At 73.6% G+C, this 16797-nt stretch carries 18 protein-coding genes; 7 read left to right on the forward strand and 11 right to left on the reverse strand.

Going from position 1 to position 16797, the window contains the following annotated elements:
* Window positions 1-33: 33 nt before the first annotated feature.
* Both IAG43_RS06655 and IAG43_RS06660 read right to left on the reverse strand, forming a co-directional pair.
* A complete protein-coding gene (locus IAG43_RS06655; RefSeq protein ID WP_187739832.1) occupies window positions 34-1656 on the reverse strand; it encodes a solute symporter family protein in 1623 nt (540 codons plus the stop codon).
* Window positions 1653-2018, reverse strand: coding sequence for a DUF485 domain-containing protein (locus IAG43_RS06660; RefSeq protein WP_187739833.1), 366 nt, complete (start codon window positions 2016-2018; stop codon window positions 1653-1655). The genes IAG43_RS06655 and IAG43_RS06660 overlap by 4 nt, the downstream gene beginning before the upstream one ends.
* 275 nt (window positions 2019-2293) lie before the next feature.
* Between IAG43_RS06660 and IAG43_RS06665 the strand changes: the two genes are divergently transcribed.
* Window positions 2294-3826 (forward strand): S8 family peptidase, encoded by a 1533-nt coding sequence (locus tag IAG43_RS06665; RefSeq protein WP_187739834.1) that lies wholly within the window; start codon window positions 2294-2296, stop codon window positions 3824-3826.
* A 112-nt stretch (window positions 3827-3938) separates the two neighbouring features.
* A complete protein-coding gene (locus IAG43_RS06670) occupies window positions 3939-5369 on the forward strand; it encodes a CoA transferase (protein WP_187739835.1) in 1431 nt (476 codons plus the stop codon).
* Window positions 5370-5385: 16 nt separating this feature from the next.
* Here the strand turns inward: IAG43_RS06670 and IAG43_RS06675 are convergent, their stop codons facing one another.
* Window positions 5386-6429, reverse strand: a complete 1044-nt coding sequence (locus IAG43_RS06675; protein ID WP_187739836.1) for a zinc-dependent alcohol dehydrogenase family protein — start codon at window positions 6427-6429, stop codon at window positions 5386-5388.
* A 595-nt stretch (window positions 6430-7024) separates the two neighbouring features.
* Complete coding sequence (locus IAG43_RS06680) at window positions 7025-7696, reverse strand: VIT1/CCC1 transporter family protein (RefSeq protein WP_246574703.1); 672 nt, start codon at window positions 7694-7696, stop codon at window positions 7025-7027.
* 243 nt (window positions 7697-7939) lie between these two features.
* Between IAG43_RS06680 and IAG43_RS06685 the strand changes: the two genes are divergently transcribed.
* The 5 genes from IAG43_RS06685 (at window position 7940) to IAG43_RS06705 (ending at window position 12692) form a co-directional block, all read left to right on the forward strand.
* Window positions 7940-8956, forward strand: coding sequence for a DEDDh family exonuclease (locus IAG43_RS06685; protein ID WP_187739838.1), 1017 nt, complete (start codon window positions 7940-7942; stop codon window positions 8954-8956).
* 63 nt (window positions 8957-9019) lie between these two features.
* A complete protein-coding gene (locus tag IAG43_RS06690) occupies window positions 9020-9253 on the forward strand; it encodes a hypothetical protein (RefSeq protein ID WP_100106509.1) in 234 nt (77 codons plus the stop codon).
* Window positions 9254-9328: 75 nt separating this feature from the next.
* Window positions 9329-10117 carry an SURF1 family cytochrome oxidase biogenesis protein gene (locus IAG43_RS06695; protein ID WP_187739839.1) on the forward strand — a complete coding sequence of 263 codons (789 nt, stop codon included), beginning with the start codon at window positions 9329-9331 and terminating at the stop codon, window positions 10115-10117.
* A 30-nt stretch (window positions 10118-10147) separates the two neighbouring features.
* Window positions 10148-11932 (forward strand): glycoside hydrolase family 15 protein, encoded by a 1785-nt coding sequence (locus tag IAG43_RS06700; protein ID WP_187739840.1) that lies wholly within the window; start codon window positions 10148-10150, stop codon window positions 11930-11932.
* A gap of 4 nt (window positions 11933-11936) precedes the next feature.
* Window positions 11937-12692 carry an SDR family oxidoreductase gene (locus IAG43_RS06705; protein ID WP_187739841.1) on the forward strand — a complete coding sequence of 252 codons (756 nt, stop codon included), beginning with the start codon at window positions 11937-11939 and terminating at the stop codon, window positions 12690-12692.
* 70 nt (window positions 12693-12762) lie between these two features.
* On the opposite strand, the gene amaP is transcribed toward IAG43_RS06705, so the two are convergent.
* The 7 genes from amaP to IAG43_RS06740 form a co-directional block, all read right to left on the reverse strand.
* Window positions 12763-13344 (reverse strand): alkaline shock response membrane anchor protein AmaP, encoded by a 582-nt coding sequence (gene amaP / locus IAG43_RS06710; protein WP_187739842.1) that lies wholly within the window; start codon window positions 13342-13344, stop codon window positions 12763-12765.
* Window positions 13345-13350: 6 nt separating this feature from the next.
* Window positions 13351-14010 carry a DUF6286 domain-containing protein gene (locus IAG43_RS06715; protein ID WP_187739843.1) on the reverse strand — a complete coding sequence of 220 codons (660 nt, stop codon included), beginning with the start codon at window positions 14008-14010 and terminating at the stop codon, window positions 13351-13353.
* Window positions 14007-14378, reverse strand: a complete 372-nt coding sequence (locus IAG43_RS06720; RefSeq protein WP_187739844.1) for an Asp23/Gls24 family envelope stress response protein — start codon at window positions 14376-14378, stop codon at window positions 14007-14009. Before IAG43_RS06720 ends, IAG43_RS06715 begins: the two co-directional genes overlap by 4 nt.
* 6 nt (window positions 14379-14384) lie before the next feature.
* Window positions 14385-14576, reverse strand: a complete 192-nt coding sequence (locus IAG43_RS06725; protein ID WP_187739845.1) for a hypothetical protein — start codon at window positions 14574-14576, stop codon at window positions 14385-14387.
* A gap of 11 nt (window positions 14577-14587) precedes the next feature.
* Window positions 14588-15067, reverse strand: coding sequence for an Asp23/Gls24 family envelope stress response protein (locus tag IAG43_RS06730; protein ID WP_187739846.1), 480 nt, complete (start codon window positions 15065-15067; stop codon window positions 14588-14590).
* Window positions 15068-15340: 273 nt separating this feature from the next.
* Window positions 15341-16132 carry an enoyl-CoA hydratase/isomerase family protein gene (locus IAG43_RS06735; protein ID WP_187739847.1) on the reverse strand — a complete coding sequence of 264 codons (792 nt, stop codon included), beginning with the start codon at window positions 16130-16132 and terminating at the stop codon, window positions 15341-15343.
* 140 nt (window positions 16133-16272) lie between these two features.
* Window positions 16273-16494 carry a helix-turn-helix domain-containing protein gene (locus IAG43_RS06740; protein ID WP_005319113.1) on the reverse strand — a complete coding sequence of 74 codons (222 nt, stop codon included), beginning with the start codon at window positions 16492-16494 and terminating at the stop codon, window positions 16273-16275.
* Window positions 16495-16797 lie beyond the last annotated feature (303 nt).

Genomic DNA, 16797 nt, shown 5'->3' on the forward strand with positions numbered 1-16797 from the left:
GACACGGCCGCGGAAGACGGTGTTCCTGTCCGGTCAGTGGGCTCCGACGCCGGTCAGGGACTTCACCTCCAGCTCCGCGTACTTGCCCTTGTCCGGTCCCTCCTTGGAGAGCAGGGAGCCGAGCCAGCCGAGCAGGAAGCCGACCGGGATGGAGATGAGGCCCGGGTTCTCCAGCGGGAACCAGGCGAAGTCGACGTCCGGGAACATCGAGGTGGCCTTGCCGGAGACGACCGGGGAGAAGAGGACCAGCAGCACGGAGGTCGCGAGACCGCCGTAGATCGACCAGAGCGCGCCCTGGGTGGTGAACCGCTTCCAGAAGAGGCTGTAGAGGATCGTCGGCAGGTTCGCGGAGGCGGCGACGGCGAAGGCGAGGGCCACCAGACCGGCGACGTTGAGATCGCGGGCGAGGGCGCCGAGCCCGATGGACACGATGCCGATGAGGACGGTCGCCCAGCGTGCCGCGCGGACCTCCTCCTTGTCGGTGGCCTGTCCCCGGCGGATGACGTTGGCGTAGATGTCGTGCGCGAAGGACGAGGAGGAGGCCAGGGTGAGGCCGGCGACCACGGCGAGGATGGTCGCGAAGGCGACGGCGGAGATCACCGCGAGCAGGATCGCGCCCCAGGCCGAGTCGGTGCCGCCGATGTGCAGGGCGAGCAGCGGCGCGGCCGTGTTGCCCGCCTTGTTGGACTCGGTGATCGTCTCCGGGCCCACGATCGCGGCGGCCCCGAAGCCGAGCGCGATGGTCATCAGGTAGAAGGCGCCGATGATGCCGATGGCCCAGTTCACGGACTTGCGGGCGGCCTTGGCGGTCGGGACGGTGTAGAAGCGGATCAGGATGTGCGGGAGACCGGCGGTGCCGAGGACGAGCGCGATGCCCAGCGAGAGGAAGTCCAGCTTCGAGGTCTCGGTGGCGCCGTACTTGAGTCCGGGCTCCAGGAACGCGGCTCCCTGCCCGCTGTTCTCGGCGGCCTTGCCCAGCAGGTCGGAGATGTTGAAGTTGAACTTCCACAGCACCATGAAGGTGATGAGCAGGGTGCCCGCGATGAGCAGGACGGCCTTGACCATCTGGACCCAGGTGGTGCCCTTCATGCCGCCGATGGTCACGTAGACGATCATCAGCAGGCCGACCAGGGCGACGATCGCGATCTTGCCGGCGTCGCTGGTGATGCCGAGCAGCAGCGAGACGAGGACGCCCGCGCCCGCCATCTGGGCGAGCAGGTAGAAGATCGAGACGACGATGGTGGAGGTGCCGGCGGCGGTGCGGACGGGGCGCTGGCGCATCCGGTAGGCGAGGACGTCGCCCATCGTGTAGCGGCCGGAGTTGCGCAGCGGTTCGGCGACCAGCAGCAGGGCCACCAGCCAGGCGACCAGGAAGCCGATGGAGTAGAGGAAGCCGTCGTAGCCGAAGAGGGCGATGGCGCCGGCGATGCCGAGGAAGGACGCGGCGGACATGTAGTCGCCGGAGATGGCGAGGCCGTTCTGGAAGCCGGTGAACTGGCGGCCGCCCGCGTAGAAGTCGGAGGCGTCCTTGGTCTGGCGCCCGGCCCAGACGGTGATGAAGAGGGTCGCCACGACGAAGGCGGCGAACAGGGTGATGATCAGCGGCCGGTGCTCGGTGGTGGCGTTCTCCGCCGCCAGCTGCAGGGCGGGGCTCATGCGTCGGCCTCCATACGGGACTTGATGGCGTCCGCCTTCGGGTCGAGCTTCGCGGCCGCGTGGCGCGAGTAGAACCAGGCGATGAGGAAGGTGGTGAGGAACTGGGCGAGGCCCAGCACGAGGGCGACGTTGATGTTGCCGAAGAGCTTGGTGCCCATGAAGCCGCCCGCGTAGTTCGAGAGCAGCACGTAGAGCAGGTACCAGGCGATGAAGGCGACGGTCAGCGGAAAGGCGAAGGAACGGTAGGTACTGCGCAGTTCGCCGAATTCCGGACTTTCCTGCACCTGGACGAACTGCTCCGTCGTGGGCTGGGCCGGGCTGGTGTCCGAAGCGCCCTTGGGCGGCGGTGCATCGGTGGTCACGGAATCTCCTCGCGACGCGGGTGCGGTGATCGGGGTCAGGGGGGTGCTGCGAGTGGGGGTGGCCGATTCTTGTTCCACTCCCTGACAACGGCACGGCGTGCGCGCCGAACCGGTTCACGTCCGTTCTTTTTCCGTGGGACTTCGTGTCCTTCCCGTGGCATCCGTTGCCCGGATCCATTGAAGTGCCGACATGATCAGCGATAGCTTCACTCGTCATGAACCCGCCCATTCGCAAGGGGTGTCTGGGCGGTTGTCACGGATGATGTGGAGAACCCATGGCTCATCTGGGATCCAGACGACGGCGCGCACTCGCGCTCCCCGCCGGTCTGGCGCTCACGGCATCGCTGGGATTCCTGCCGGCGGGTACGGCGTCGGCAGCCGTCACCAGTGATGTCCCCGCGGCTGTGTCGACGGACGGCCCCAAGCTGTCCTACGTGGTCAACGTCAACGGCGGCCACGGCACCGCGAAGGCCGTCAAGAAGGCGATAGCCAAGGCCGGCGGCACGATCGTGTACGCGTACGACCAGATAGGCGTCATCGTCGTCCACTCGCAGAATCCTGCGTTCGGACAGACGATCCGTCAGGTGCGCGGCGTCGCGTCCGCCGGTGTCACGCGCACGGCCCCGATCGCCCCCGCGGCGGACATGGCCATCGACTCGGAGCGTCCGCTCTCCGCCGAGGAGGCGAAGGCCGCCGCGGCCGACGCGGTCTCGGGCCAGGACCCGCTCGAGCCGCTGCAGTGGGACCTGCCCGCCATCAAGGCGGACAAGGCGCACAAGAAGTCGCTCGGCAGCAAGAAGGTCACCGTCGCGGTGATCGACACGGGTGTCGACGACACCCACCCGGACCTCGCCCCGAACTTCGACCGGAACGCCTCGGTCAGCTGTGTCGGCGGCGCCCCGGACACCGCGGACGGCGCCTGGCGTCCGGGTCCGGACGAGTCGGACCACGGCACCCACGTCGCCGGCACGATCGCCGCCGCCAAGAACGGCGTGGGCATCACCGGTGTCGCGCCCGGCGTGAAGGTCTCGGGCATCAAGGTCTCGCAGCCCGACGGGTTCTTCTACACCGAGGCCGTCGTCTGCGGCTTCGTGTGGGCGGCCGAGCACGGCGTCGACGTGACCAACAACAGCTACTACACGGACCCGTGGCTGTTCGCCTGCAAGAACGACGCCGACCAGAAGGCGCTCGTCGAGGCCGTGTCCCGGGCCGCCCGGTACGCGGAGCGCAAGGGCGCGGTCAACGTGGCGGCGGCGGGCAACTCGCGGATGGACCTCGCGGCCGACGAGATCACCGACACCACGAGCCCGAACGACACCACGCCCGTCGAGCGGGTCATCAACCCGCGCGAGTGCCTCGACATCCCGACGCAGATCCCGGGCGTCGTCACGGTCTCCGCGCTCGGCGCGAAGAACCTGAAGGCCTCGTACTCCAACTACGGCAACGGCGTCGTCGACATCTCCGCCCCCGGCGGCGACTCGACCCGCTACCAGACGCCGGACGCCCCGGCCGTCGACGGCCGCATCCTGTCGACGCTCCCGGGCGGCGGCTACGGCTACAAGGCGGGCACCTCGATGGCGTCCCCGCACGTCGCGGGCGTCGTCGCGCTGATCAAGTCGAACCACCTCTACGCGCCCCCGGCGGCCGTGAAGGGCCTGCTCTACGCGCAGGCGGACGACACCGCGTGCACCAACCCGTACGACATCGACGGCAACGGCACCGTCGACGCCGTCTGCGAGGGCACCACGCGTGACAACGGCTTCTACGGCACGGGCGTCGCCGACGCCCTGGACGCCGTGCGCCGGTAGTCGCAGCGCCTGTCCGGGGCCCGGTGCGGTCACGGACGCCGTGGGGCCACCCACGGCGTCCCGTACCCCACCGGGCCCCTCGGCGTCTCCGGCACGGTGGCACACTGCCTGGATGGACCACACGACTGGTGGCGCGCCCCCGGACGCCGGGCACCCCGCGAGCGGCACCGCCGGCGCCTGGGCGGCCCTCGGCGGCGATCCGGCCCTGCTCGGCCGGGTGACGTACACGGGCACCGGCGCCCTCCCGTCCCGGCTGCCCGTACGGGACCTGGCGCGGGCCACCGTGGCGGTGTGCTCGCTCGCCGCCGCCGAGCTGGCGGCACGCCGCGGCGGGGGCGGCGGTGTCCCGGCCGTGCGCGTCGACGACGGCGCCGTCACCGCCGCGTTCCTCGGCGATCGGCTGGTGCGGGTGGACGGGGCCGCGCCGACGACGTTCGCACCGCTGTCCCGCTTCTGGCGCACCGCCGACGGCTGGGTGCGCACCCATGCCAACTACCCCCACCACCGGGCCCGTCTGCTGACCGCCCTCGGTCTGCCGCAGGACACGGACAGGCTGCCGGACGGCGGTGCGGCCGCCGTCGCCGGGTGCCTCGCCGGCCGGCGGGCCCGGGACGTCGAGGAGACCGTGTACGCGGCGGGCGGCCTCGCCGTCGCGGTGCGCACCGCGGACGAATGGGCCGCCCATCCCCAGGGGGCCGCGGCGGCCGCCCGGCCGCTGCTGGTGGCGGACCGGATCGGCGGCGAGGGTCCGCGGCGTGCGCCGGGCGGCCCGGGGCTGCCGTGCGCCGGGCTGCGGGTGCTCGACCTGACGCGGGTGCTGGCGGGCCCGGTGGCCTCCCGCACCCTGGCGCTCCTCGGGGCGGACGTCCTGCGGATCGACTCCCCCGGCCTGCCGGAGGCCCAGGACGCGCACGACGAGACGGGCCTCGGCAAGCGCTCGGCGCTGCTGGACCTGGCGCGGCGCGGCGACCGCGCGGTCTTCGAGGAGCTGCTCGCCTCGGCCGACGTGGTCCTAACCGGCTACCGGCCCGGCGCTCTGGACCGCTACGGCCTCGCCCCGGACGCGCTCGCGGCGCGGCGCCCCGGGCTGGTCGTCGCCCGGCTCTCCGCCTGGGGCCGGCACGGGCCGTGGGCGGGTCGCCGGGGTTTCGACAGCCTGGTGCAGGCCGCGTCGGGCATCGCCCTGGAGGAGGGCGGCACGACGTCCCCGGGAGCCCTTCCGGCGCAGGCCCTCGACCACGGCAGCGGCTACCTGCTGGCCGCGGGCGTCCTGCGGTCGCTGACGGAGCAGCACACCGCGGGCGGCGCCCGGCTGGTGGAGGTGGCCCTCGCGCAGACGGCGGCCTGGCTCACCCACAGCCTGACCCCGGGGCCGGACCCCGGCCCCGGGGGGTGGACGGCCGAGCCGTGGCTCACCGAGAGGCGCACCCCTCGCGGCGTGCTCCGGCACGCCCTCCCGGCCGTCGCGTACGCCGGCGGGCCCGGGGACTGGTCCGCGCCCTCCGGCACGCTGGGCGCGGACGCCCCGGTCTGGCGCGCCTGACCCCGCCCCGGCGGGGTCAGGGGGTGACGAGGACCTTCAGCGCGGTGCGCTCGTCCATGGCCTTGTAGCCGCCGGGCACCCCGCCGAGCGGGACGGCGAGGTCGAAGACGGGCGAGGGGTCGATGGTGCCGTCGAGGACGTCGGGGAGCAGCTCGGGGATGTACGCGCGGACCGGCGCGACCCCGCCCCGCAGCGCGATGTTGCGGTCGAACATGACGGACAGGTCGAGGCCGGTGCCGCTGCCGTGCGGGACGCCGACGTAGCCGATCGCCCCGCCGTCCCGGGCGATGCCGACGGCGGTGCGCATCGACTGCTCCGTGCCGACGGCCTCGATCACGGCCTGCGCGCCGTGTCCGCCGGTCATCTCGCGCACGGCGGCGACGGCCTCCTCGCCCCGGGCGGCGACGACGTCCGTGGCGCCGAACAGGCGGGCGATGTCGGTGCGCGCCGTGTGGCGGCCCAGCGCGATGATGCGGTCGGCGCCCAGGCGCCGGGCCGCGAGGACCCCGCACAGCCCCACGGCGCCGTCGCCGACGACGGCGACCGTGGAGCCGGGTGCGACTCCGGCGCCGACGGCCGCGTGGTGCCCGGTGCCGAGCACGTCGGAGAGGGCGAGCAGACCGGTCAGCAGCCGGTCGTCAGAGGCGGCGTCCGCGGGCAGCTTCACCAGGGTGCCGTCGGCGAAGGGCACCCTGACCGCCTCGCCCTGGCCTCCGTCGGAGCCGGCGGAGCCCCAGAACCCGCCCCGGGGGCAGGAGGTCTGGAGCCCCTCGGCGCAGTACTCGCAGGTGCCGTCGGACCAGACGAAGGGCGCGACGACGAGGTCACCGGGCGCGAAGCCGGTGACGTCCGCGCCGGTCCCCTCCACCACGCCGAGGAACTCGTGTCCGATGCGCTGACCGGGCTGGCGCGCCGATTCGCCGCGGTAGGCCCACAGGTCGCTGCCGCAGATGCAGGCGCGCAGCACACGCACCACGGCGTCGGCGGGCTCCCGGACGACGGCGTCGGCCACCTCCTCCACGCGGATGTCGTGCGGGGCGCGGATGACGGTGGCTCGCATGGCTGGGGTCCTGACAGGTGTGCGGGATGTGACTCCCCCACGGTACGCCCGCCCCCGGTCGGACCGGCCGGGGGCGGGCGGCGCCTGCCGTCCGGTCGCCCCGAGCCCCCGGGGCGGCGGCCCCGCACGGCTCTGAGGCTCTCCGTCGTCCCGTCGCCGCGGCCACGGGACGACCCGGCGCGGAACCACGGAACGGGCCGCCCGCCGGGCACGTCACCACGGAACGGACCGCCCGGGGCAGTCGGCACCCGCCGCCCCCGTGGCCCGCAGGCCCCAAGCCCCCGGGGCGACCACCCCGCACGGCTCTCCGGCTCCGCCGACCGGGCAGGAGGCCGCCCCGACCACCGCCACGGGACGGGTCGGCACGAGACCGCCGACACGACGGCGCGGCGCCACCGGGCGGACCGGTCACGGCCGTGGGCCCGAGCCCTGCGCGGTCCGACAGCCGCTCCGGCTCGGCCGCCTGGTACGGGGCAGGTCCCCGGCCGGACGCCCCGCGATCCCCGGACCGGTCGGCCGGGACCGGCCCACGCGGCCACCGCATGTGGCGACGGCCGACGGGCCCCGCGGCCCCGCCCCCGCGCCCGCCGAGGCGTCAGATCCCCGTCGCCCCCAGCAGGCTCCCCGCGCCGTAGGTGACCGCCATGGCGAGCGCCCCGCCTCCCGCGTTGCGCAGCACCGCGGGGCCGGGGCGGGCGGCCCCGAGGCGGGCGCTCCACCAGCCGGTGACGGCGAGCGCGGCGAGCACCGACAGCGCCGTCACGTACAGGCGGGCGCCGGACGGCGGCAGCACGATGGCCAGCAGCGGGAGCAGCGCGCCCACCGTGAAGGCGAGGAAGCTCGCGCCCGCCGCGTGCCAGGGGTTGGTGAGCTCGTCCGGGTCGATTCCGAGCTCCACCCGTGCGTGGGCGCGCAGCGCGTCCCGCTCGGTGAGCTGGACGGCGGCTTCCCGCGCCACGCCGGGTGAGAGTCCCCGTGCGGTCAACAGCTGGGCGAGTTCGTCGAGTTCGGCCTCCGGCCGTTCCCTCAGCTCGCGCTTCTCGGCCGTCAGGGCGGCCTTCTCGGAGTCCCGCTGGGTGGAGACGCTGACGTATTCGCCTGCCGCCATCGACATGGAGCCGGCGAGCAGACCCGCGAGGCCGGCGGTGAGCAGGGCGGCCCGGTCCGCGGTCGCACCGGCGACGCCGACGACGAGGCCGGCCGTGGAGACGATGCCGTCGTTGGCTCCGAGGACCGCCGCGCGCAGCCAGTTGAGGCGGGTGCCCAGGCCGCCTCCGTGCGGTTCGCCCTGCGCGTCGCCGGCGGGGAGCGCGCCGTCCCCGCCGGGTTCCGCTCCGCCGCCCCGGCCGCCCGTTTCGTCCGTCACGTCCGGCAGGTTCTCATCTCCGGCCGGGCCCGTCGCGTCAACCCGCTGACGGCGAGGGGGGCTTGCCTCCGGGCGGTGCGGGGCACGGGACCGGAGGACGGGGGGCGCGGTCGCTGTCGGTGTCGGGCCGTATTCTCTGTGACCATGCTCGACGACCGCACGACCGCAGCGACGACATGGCCGGCCGCGTACCCCACCGGGTACGCGGTCGTCGACGTGGAGACCACCGGACTCGCCCGCGACGACCGGATAATCTCCGCCGCCGTCTACCGGCTCGACGCCCGTGGCGACGTCGAGGACCACTGGTACACGCTGGTCAACCCCGAGCGGGACCCGGGCCCCGTGTGGATCCACGGTCTCACCAGCGATGTGCTGGAGGGCGCGCCGCTGTTCGGCGAGATCGCCCAGGAGCTGTCGTCGCGTCTCGACGGCCGTGTGCTGGTCGCGCACAACGCCGCGTTCGACTGGGGCATGATCGCGCGGGAGTACGCGCGGTCCCGGGGCCAGGCGCCCACCCGCCAGCGGCTGTGCACCATCGCGCTCGCCAAGGAGCTGCGGCTGCCGCTGCCCAACCTCAAGCTGGAGTCGCTCGCCGCCCATTTCGGGGTGGTCCAGCAGCGTGCCCACCACGCCCTGGACGACGCCCGGGTGCTGGCGGAGGCGTTCCGGCCGAGCCTGCACGCGGCGGCCCGCGACGGGGTGCGGCTGCCGCTGCTGGAGTGCCTGCCGCTGACGGAGTGGTCCGAGTCCCCGGCCGCCCCGCGCGTCGGCTACCAGTCCTCCTACGGCCACGGCGGCTGGCGCCCGTCGCGCAAGCGGCCTCCGTGCCCCTACCCGAACCCGGGCCGCTACGAGCCGGGCGGGCGGCTGCGTCAGGGCATGCGGGTGGCGTTCTCGGGCGACACGTCGACGGAGCGCGAGCTGCTGGAGGACCGGGCGATCGCGGCGGGCCTGCACGTGGCCACCAGCGTGTCGCGGCTGACGAGCCTGCTGGTGACCAACGACCCGCGGGCCTCGACGTCGAAGGCGGTCAAGGCGGCGGCCTACGGCACCCCGGTGGTCGACGAGGCGGCCTTCACCCAGTTGCTGGGCGACGTCCTCGCGGCGGCACCCGGCGCCCCGGGGGGCCGGACACCGGGTCCCGCACCCGCATCGGAGTGAATGCCGCGCGACGCGCCCGCCGTCCTCCCGGCTGGCGAGGCGAAGCGTTTCACCCTGTGGCGCATGGCACGTTGCGAGGTTTGCGGAAACGACTACGGCATGTCCTTCGAGGTGCACGCGCAGGGCGCGGTGCACGTCTTCGACTGCTTCTCCTGCGCCATCCACCGCATGGCGCCCATCTGTGAGCACTGCCGGGTGCAGATCATCGGCCAGGGCGTCGAGGTCGAGGGCCACTGGTACTGCGGCGCCCACTGCGCCCGCGCCGAGGGGAGGGCAGGCATCGTCGACCGGGTGTGAGTCCCCCTCCGGCGGCGTCCGCCGACGGGACCCCCCTTGTCGGACGCCGCCGCCGCTACCGGTACCGTCGAAGCCGTGTACCGCTTCCTGTTGTCCCGGCAGTGGGTGATCCTCACCCTTCTCGCCCTCGTGCTGATCCCTTCGATGGTCGAGCTGGGCTTCTGGCAGTTCCACCGTCACCAGCACCGGGTGGCGCAGAACGAACTGATCGCGGAGAACCTCGAAGCGGATCCCGTCCCGGTCGAGGAGCTCACCTCCCCCGGGCACACGGTCCCCCGCGCCGACTACTGGCGCACGATCACCGCGACCGGCACCTTCGACACCGACCACGAGGTCGTGGTGCGGCGCCGCACCAACGCGGACGACCGTGTCGGCTTCCATGTGCTGAGCCCGCTGGTGCTCTCCGACGGACGGGCCGTCCTCGTCAACCGCGGCTGGGTGCCGGCGGCCGACGACCAGAAGGCCTTCCCCGAGGTGCCCGCCCCGCCGCGGGGCACGGTGACCGTCACCGGGCGGCTGAAGGCGGACGAGACCACCGGCGCGAGCGGGATCAGGGACCTGGCCGGCCTGCCGCCGCGCCAGGTGATGCTGATCAACAGTGCGCAGCAGGCCGAGCTGCAGGGCCGCGAGGTGCTCGGCGGCTACCTGGAGCAGACCGCCCCGGCTTCCGGCGACGCGGGCCCCGAGCAGATCCCGGAACCGGACCACGAGTCGATCGGCGCGCACATGGCCTACGCGGTCCAGTGGTGGCTGTTCGCCGCCGCCGTACCCCTCGGGTGGGTGATTCTGGTCCGCCGGGAGAAGCGGGACCAAGCGGCCGATTCCGGCCGGAACACGCCGGAGCGGGTCACCGCGGCTGCTTAGCGGGCTTCTCCGGCGGGAACACGCGAGAGCGTGACCCAACGTATCGAGGACTACGCCCTCATCGGCGACCTGCAGACCGCCGCGCTGGTCGGTGCGGACGGCTCCGTCGACTGGCTGTGCCTGCCCCGCTTCGACTCCGCCGCGTGCTTCGCGGCGCTCGTCGGCGACGAGGAGAACGGACACTGGAGGATCGCGCCCAAGGGCGCGGTCCGCTGCACGGGCCGTCGCTACGTCGGGGACTCCCTGGTCCTCGAAACCGTGTGGGAGACCCGCACGGGCAGCGTACGGGTCCTCGACTTCATGCCCCAGCGCGACGAGGCGCCCGACGTGGTGCGGATCGTCGAGGGCGTCAGCGGCAGCGTCGAGATGGAGGGGACGCTGCGACTGCGCTTCGACTACGGCAGCGTGGTGCCCTGGATGCGCCGTTCCGACGGGCACCGCATCGCCGTCGCGGGCCCGGACTCGGTGTGGCTGCGCAGCGAGCCGGAGGTCAGGACGTGGGGCCAGCAGTTCTCCACCTGCTCCTCGTTCACCGTCGCCGCGGGCGAGTCCGTGTCGTTCGTCCTCACCTGGCACCCCTCGCACCAGAGCCGCCCGGATCTCATCGACCCCCACGAGTCCCTGCGGCACTGCCTGGAGGACTGGGAGGCGTGGGCCTCCAAGTGCCGCTACGACGGCCCCTACCGCGACGCGGTCATGCGCTCGCTGATCACCCTCAAGGCTCTGACCTACGCCCCCACGGGCGGCATCGTCGCCGCGCCGACCACCTCGCTGCCCGAGGAGCTGGGCGGCGTCCGGAACTGGGACTACCGGTTCTGCTGGCTGCGCGACTCCACCCTGACGCTGGGCTCCCTGGTGGCGGTCGGCTATCTCGACGAGGCCGCCGAATGGCGCGACTGGCTGCTGCGCGCGGTCGCCGGCGATCCGGCCGACCTCCAGATCATGTACGGCCTCGCGGGTGAGCGGCGGCTGCCGGAGTTCGAGCTCAGCTGGCTCGGCGGATACGGCGGCTCGGTCCCCGTCCGGGTCGGCAACGACGCCGCCAACCAGCTCCAGCTCGACGTCTACGGCGAGGTCATCGACTCCCTCTTCATCGCCCGCCGAGCGGGTCTGAAGACCGAGCGGCACGCCTGGAACATCCAGCTCAGCCTGCTCGGCTTCCTGGAGACCGCCTGGCGCGAGCCGGACGAGGGCCTGTGGGAGGTGCGCGGACCGCGCCGCCACTTCGTGCACTCCAAGGTCATGGCCTGGGTCGCGGCGGACCGTGCCGTGCGCACCCTGGAGGCCGACCGCAGCCTGCACGGCGAGGTCGACCGCTGGCGGGAGATGCGCGACGCGGTGCACCGGGAGGTCTGCGAGAAGGGCTTCGACCCGGAGCGCAACACCTTCACCCAGTCCTACGGCTCGAAGGAGCTGGACGCGGCGACGCTGCTCATCCCGCACGTCGGCTTCCTGCCGCCGGACGACCCCCGGGTGCTCGGCACCATCGCCGCCGTCCAGGCCGAACTGGGCAACGGCCCGCTGGTGCGCCGCTACAGCACCGAGGGCGTCTCCGTCGACGGCCTGCCGGGCGACGAGGGCACCTTCCTGGCGTGCTCGTTCTGGCTGACCGACGCGCTGTGCATGACGGGCCGTCACGAGGAGGCCCGCGAGCTCTTCGAGCGGCTGCTGGCGCTCCGCAACGACCTCGGGCTGCTGTCCGAGGAGTACGACCCCGTCGCCGGCCGGCAGCTCGGCAACTTCCCTCAGGCGTTCAGCCACATCGGACTGGTGAACACCGCCCTCGCACTCCAGGAGTACGACACGGCAGGATAGGGCCATGGATCTTGGACTGAAGGACCGCGTCTACATCGTCACCGGCGCCTCCCGCGGCCTCGGCAACGCCTCGGCGCGGCAGCTCGTCGCGGACGGCGCGAAGGTCGTCATCACCGGCAGGGACGAGAAGACGGTCGCCGGCGCGGCCGCCGAGCTCGGCCCCGACGCGGTGGGGATCGCCGTCGACAACGCCGACCCGGCCGCCGCGGAGCGTCTGGTCGCCGCGGCCCGGGCGCACTTCGGCCGCTTCGACGGCGTGCTGATCAGCGTGGGCGGTCCGGCACCGGGCTTCGCCTCGGACAACACGGACGAGCAGTGGCAGTCGGCGTTCGAGTCGGTCTTCCTCGGCGCGGTGCGCCTGGCCCGCACGGCGGCCGCCGAGCTGTCCGACGGCGGGGTGATCGGCTTCGTGCTGTCCGGCTCGGTCCACGAGCCGATCGCGGGCCTGACCATCTCGAACGGCCTGCGGCCGGGGCTGGCCGGTTTCGCCAAGTCCCTCTCGGACGAGCTGGGGCCCCGGGGCATCCGGGTGGTCGGCGTGCTGCCGTCGCGCATCGACACCGACCGGGTCCGCGAGCTCGACGCCCTCTCCGGCGACGCGGACGCCGCCCGTGCGTCCAACGAGTCGCGCATCCCGCTGCGCCGGTACGGGACCCCCGAGGAGTTCGGCAAGGTGACCGCCTTCCTGCTGTCCCCCGCGGCCTCGTACGTCACGGGCGTGATGGTGCCCGTGGACGGCGGCGCCCGGCACGGCTTCTGACAGGACGAGGGCGCGGCGCCCGCCCCGGAGGGAAGGCGCCGCGCCCTCGTCGCCCGCGCGGGCACGCGCGTCAGGTGACCCGTCGCGCCCCGTGCTTCGACGCCGTCAGCCGTGCCTCGGCCGGCAGCTCGGACAGGCCGGCGGAGTGCCGGGCGTGGCCGACCGCCTCGTCGACCAGGCGGGTGAGGGTCTCGGCCGGCGCGGCGTGCGGCTCCAGCTGGAGCAGGATCCGTGCCGCGGGGGCGGTCCTGCGCCGGCCCGTCAGCCGCACCCGCGCGTGCGAGACGCCCTCCAGCGATTCGGCCTCACCGGCCATCACGCCCTCCAGCGCCCGCCCGCGCAGCAGTGCCCCCTCGCCGTCGCCGCTGTCCACCAGGACCTCGGAGAGCCGGGCCCGGCGCAGCTGGGCGAGCAGCCACCACAGGGCGAGCACCACGAGGACGGCGAGCACCGCGATGACCACCGGCCACCACCAGCCCTCGTCGCGCCAGCGGGTGCGGTCCGCGTCGCTGAGCAGGACGTCGCCGGGGCCCGACCAGGGCCACCACGACGGGACGTCCAGCCCCGCCCCGGCGGCGACCACCGCGCCTCCGGTGCACAGCAGGACCAGCCCGGCCAGGGCGAGCACGACCCGGTTGACAGCGCGCAACATGCGTCCTCACTTCTTCCCGGCCGGCGGTCGTGCGACGCGCACGGCGAGCGCCGGCGGCCGGGCGAGACCGAGTTCCTTCAGTGCCGTACCGAGGGCCGCGTCCAGGTCGGCGCGTACCTCGTCGAGGGGGCGGAAGTGCGACCGGGCCCGGACCGACGCCTTTGAGCGCCGCATTCTGACGCGTACGGACTGGACTCCGGCGACCTCCATCGCCCGGTCCCGCAGGACGAGCGCGGCAGCCTCCCGGTCCAGCGCGGCCCGTACCGCGGCCCGCCCCGGCCGCATCGTCAGCAGGGACCGCAGGCCGGGCGTGAGAGCCAGGACCAGGAGCAGCACGCCGAGGAGCGCGACGGCGGCCGAGGCGGCGAGCACCCCGATCTCGTCGAGCCGCCAGTCGGCCAGGTGGTCGGCGAGGGAGCGCCGCCACTGCATGGCCGGGCGGTCGGCGCGTACCGCGGCGACGTCGTAGAGCAGCAGTCCCGCGGCGCCGAGGACGACGGCCGCGACGACGGCGGCGGGCACGCGCCGGCCGGACCAGAAGCGGCCGGTGGCGCCGCCGTCGGCGGGCGCGGGGCGGTAGTCGGCAGCCGAGGAGGACTGGTCCATGCCGGCGGCGGGCTGCGCAGCCGCCTGCTGCCCGCCGGGCGGGGACTGCGGCTCGGTCATCGCAGCCTCTCCTTCGCCCCGCGCCTGGTGTGGACCGAGTGCAGCCGCTCCACCTGCACCGCGACCTCGGGCACCTCCATGCCGGCCAGGGTGGTGACCCGCTCGGTGACGCGGCGGCGCACCGCGGCGCACCGCGCGCCGATGTCGGAGGGGTAGTCGAGTTCGAGGGTGACGCGCACATGGGCGGTGTCGTGGTGCACGGCGACCATGGCGTGCGGGGCCGCGCTGTCCGGGGGGACGCCGCCGAGTGCCTCGCGTGCCGCCTGGGCGGCGATCTTCGCCACCACCCGGTCGGCCACCGTGGTCGATCCGCGCTCGGCGGCCGCCACTCTCGGCGTGCCACCGGCAGAGGCCTCAGCGGCCGCCATCGCGGATCACCTCCGCCCGTCGCCGCGGTCGCGGCCCCGGAAGAACTCGCCCACCTCGAGGTCGCCCTCCAGGAAGCGCCCGACCACGAAACCGACCGCCCCGAGTGCGGCGACCAGTACGAACGCCCCGAATCCGCCGAAGTATCCGGCGAACGCGAGAGCCATGCCGGCCACCATGCCGACCACGGCCATGCTCATCTGGAGCTCCTCTACTGGATCCGCTGCTCCGGCTCGTCCTCTTCCTCGTCGGGCAGCTTCACATCGCTGACGGCGATGTTGACCTCGACGACTTCGAGACTGGTCATGCGTTCGACGGCGTCGACGACGTTCTCGCGCACGGCGCGGGCGACGTCGGAGATGGAGACCCCGTAGTCGACGACGATCTCCAGGTCGAGGGCGGTCTGGACCTCGCCGACCTCCGCCTTGACGCCGCGGGTGACGTTGGACCGGCCGCTGCCGCCGGGAACCCGGTCGCGGACGGCTCCGAAGGTGCGCGAGATGCCGCTGCCCATCGCGTGGACGCCGACGACGTCCCGCGCGGCGAGGCCCGCGATCTTCTCGACGACGCCGTCGGCGATGGTGGTGCGTCCCCGCACACCCGCCTCGGGTCGTTTGCTGACGGACGGCCTGCGGGAGTCACCCGTCTGCTCGCCTGCGTTCTGGGGTCGGCGGTCGCCTGACTCGCTCATCACGTGATCCTTTCCGGGCTGGTCTTCCTCCCCCGGGCCTGATCCCGTCTCATGTCCTCGTCCGGACACGGAGCAGGGCCCCTGACCACACTAAGTGCGGGTGCCCCGTCCCGCTCCGGGAATGCGGCGGACCGGAGGAACGGCGGCCCCGGACACGGCAGCGGCCCGGTCGTACGGCGGTGGAGCCGTACGACCGGGCCGCGGGCCGGGTGTCCGAAGGAGCGGTCAGCCGGAGCGGGTGGCCCCGCCGGTGCCGCGTCCGGGGGCTCCGGGTCAGTCGGAGAGGCCCGCGAGGTCGCGCAGCCGGCGGGTCTGCGCGGCGCGTTCGGCGGCTCGCTGGTCGTCGTAGGTGCGGCCGGCGGCGCCCTGGAGCAGGGCCTTGGTCTCGACGACGGCGTCGCGCGGCGCGGCGAGGAGCGCCCCGGCGAGGTCGCGCACGGCGGCGTCGAGTTCCCCGGCGGGGACGACGAGGTTGGCCAGGCCGGTGCGTTCGGCCTCCTCGGCGTGGACGAAGCGCCCCGTCGCGCAGATCTCGAGCGCGCGGGCGTACCCGACGACGGACACCAGTGGGTGGGTACCCGTCAGGTCGGGGACCAGACCGAGCGCGGTCTCACGCATGGCGAACTGCACGTCCTCGGCGACGACCCGCAGGTCGCAGGCGAGCGCGAGCTGGAATCCCGCGCCGATCGCGTGGCCCTGGACGGCGGCGATCGTGATGATGTCGGGCCGCCGCCACCAGGTGAACGCCTCCTGGAATCCGGCGATGGCGGTGTCGGTCTCCGCGTCGGTCCCGCGTGCCAGGTCGATGAACGACGGCTCGCCGTCGAACCCCTCGGGGGTGAACGCCTGCCGGTCGAGGCCGGCGGAGAAGGACTTGCCCTCGCCGCGCAGCACCACGACCCGCACGTCGCCCGGCAGCGACCGGCCGGCCTGCGTCAACGCCCGCCACAGAGCGAAGTCCTGGGCGTTGCGCTTGTCCGGCTTGGTCAGGGTCACCGTGGCGACGGCGCCGTCGACGGTGAGTCGTACGCCGTCCTTGTCCAGCACAGGGTCGAGCGAGGTCATGGGACGCCTCCGGTTCGGTGCAGTGATGCCCGTGAAGTCGAGCTACTGCACAGTAACCACCCGGAGGGCCGTCCGGCCGCCCGGGTGGCCACCGCAGAAGAACCGGTGTGCCGGAGGAGTCATGTCCGGTGTGGCGGAGGTCAGGCCGAGGCTGCCTTCTTGCCCCGTGTCGCTCCGCCACGTCCACGCAGGACGACTCCGGACTCACTGAGCATCCGGTGGACGAATCCGTAGGAGCGGCCGGTTTCCTCGGCCAGCGCCCGGATGCTCGCCCCGGAGTCGTACTTCTTCTTCAGGTCTGCCGCGAGCTTGTCGCGCGCGGCGCCGGTCACCCGGCTGCCCTTCTTCAGAGTCTCGGCCACCCGTGCCTCCTCATGGGAAGTGCGCTCTGGACTTCTCATGATCACCCCTTCCGGGCGTCCTGGCCACCCATTCGACAGGGTCAGTACGGAACGCTTGAGGGCGGGCGGTCGGGCCATCACGACCGGAATCAGGCATTCCAGTCGTGGTGAGCGACGAAAAGATCCAGCCGCCGGGCCGAAATTGCTGGTCAGCGACGCCTTCGCGGGCACGGACCCGGGAGGGGGCGGAGCGGGGCCGTCCGCCAGGCGCCGCGCCGCGGTACGAGAGGTCCTCACACAGATGACGGAGCTCTCGTAGGCCGA

Origin of the sequence: Streptomyces genisteinicus (genome assembly GCF_014489615.1) — a bacterium.
Taxonomy (GTDB): Bacteria; Actinomycetota; Actinomycetes; order Streptomycetales; family Streptomycetaceae; genus Streptomyces; species Streptomyces genisteinicus.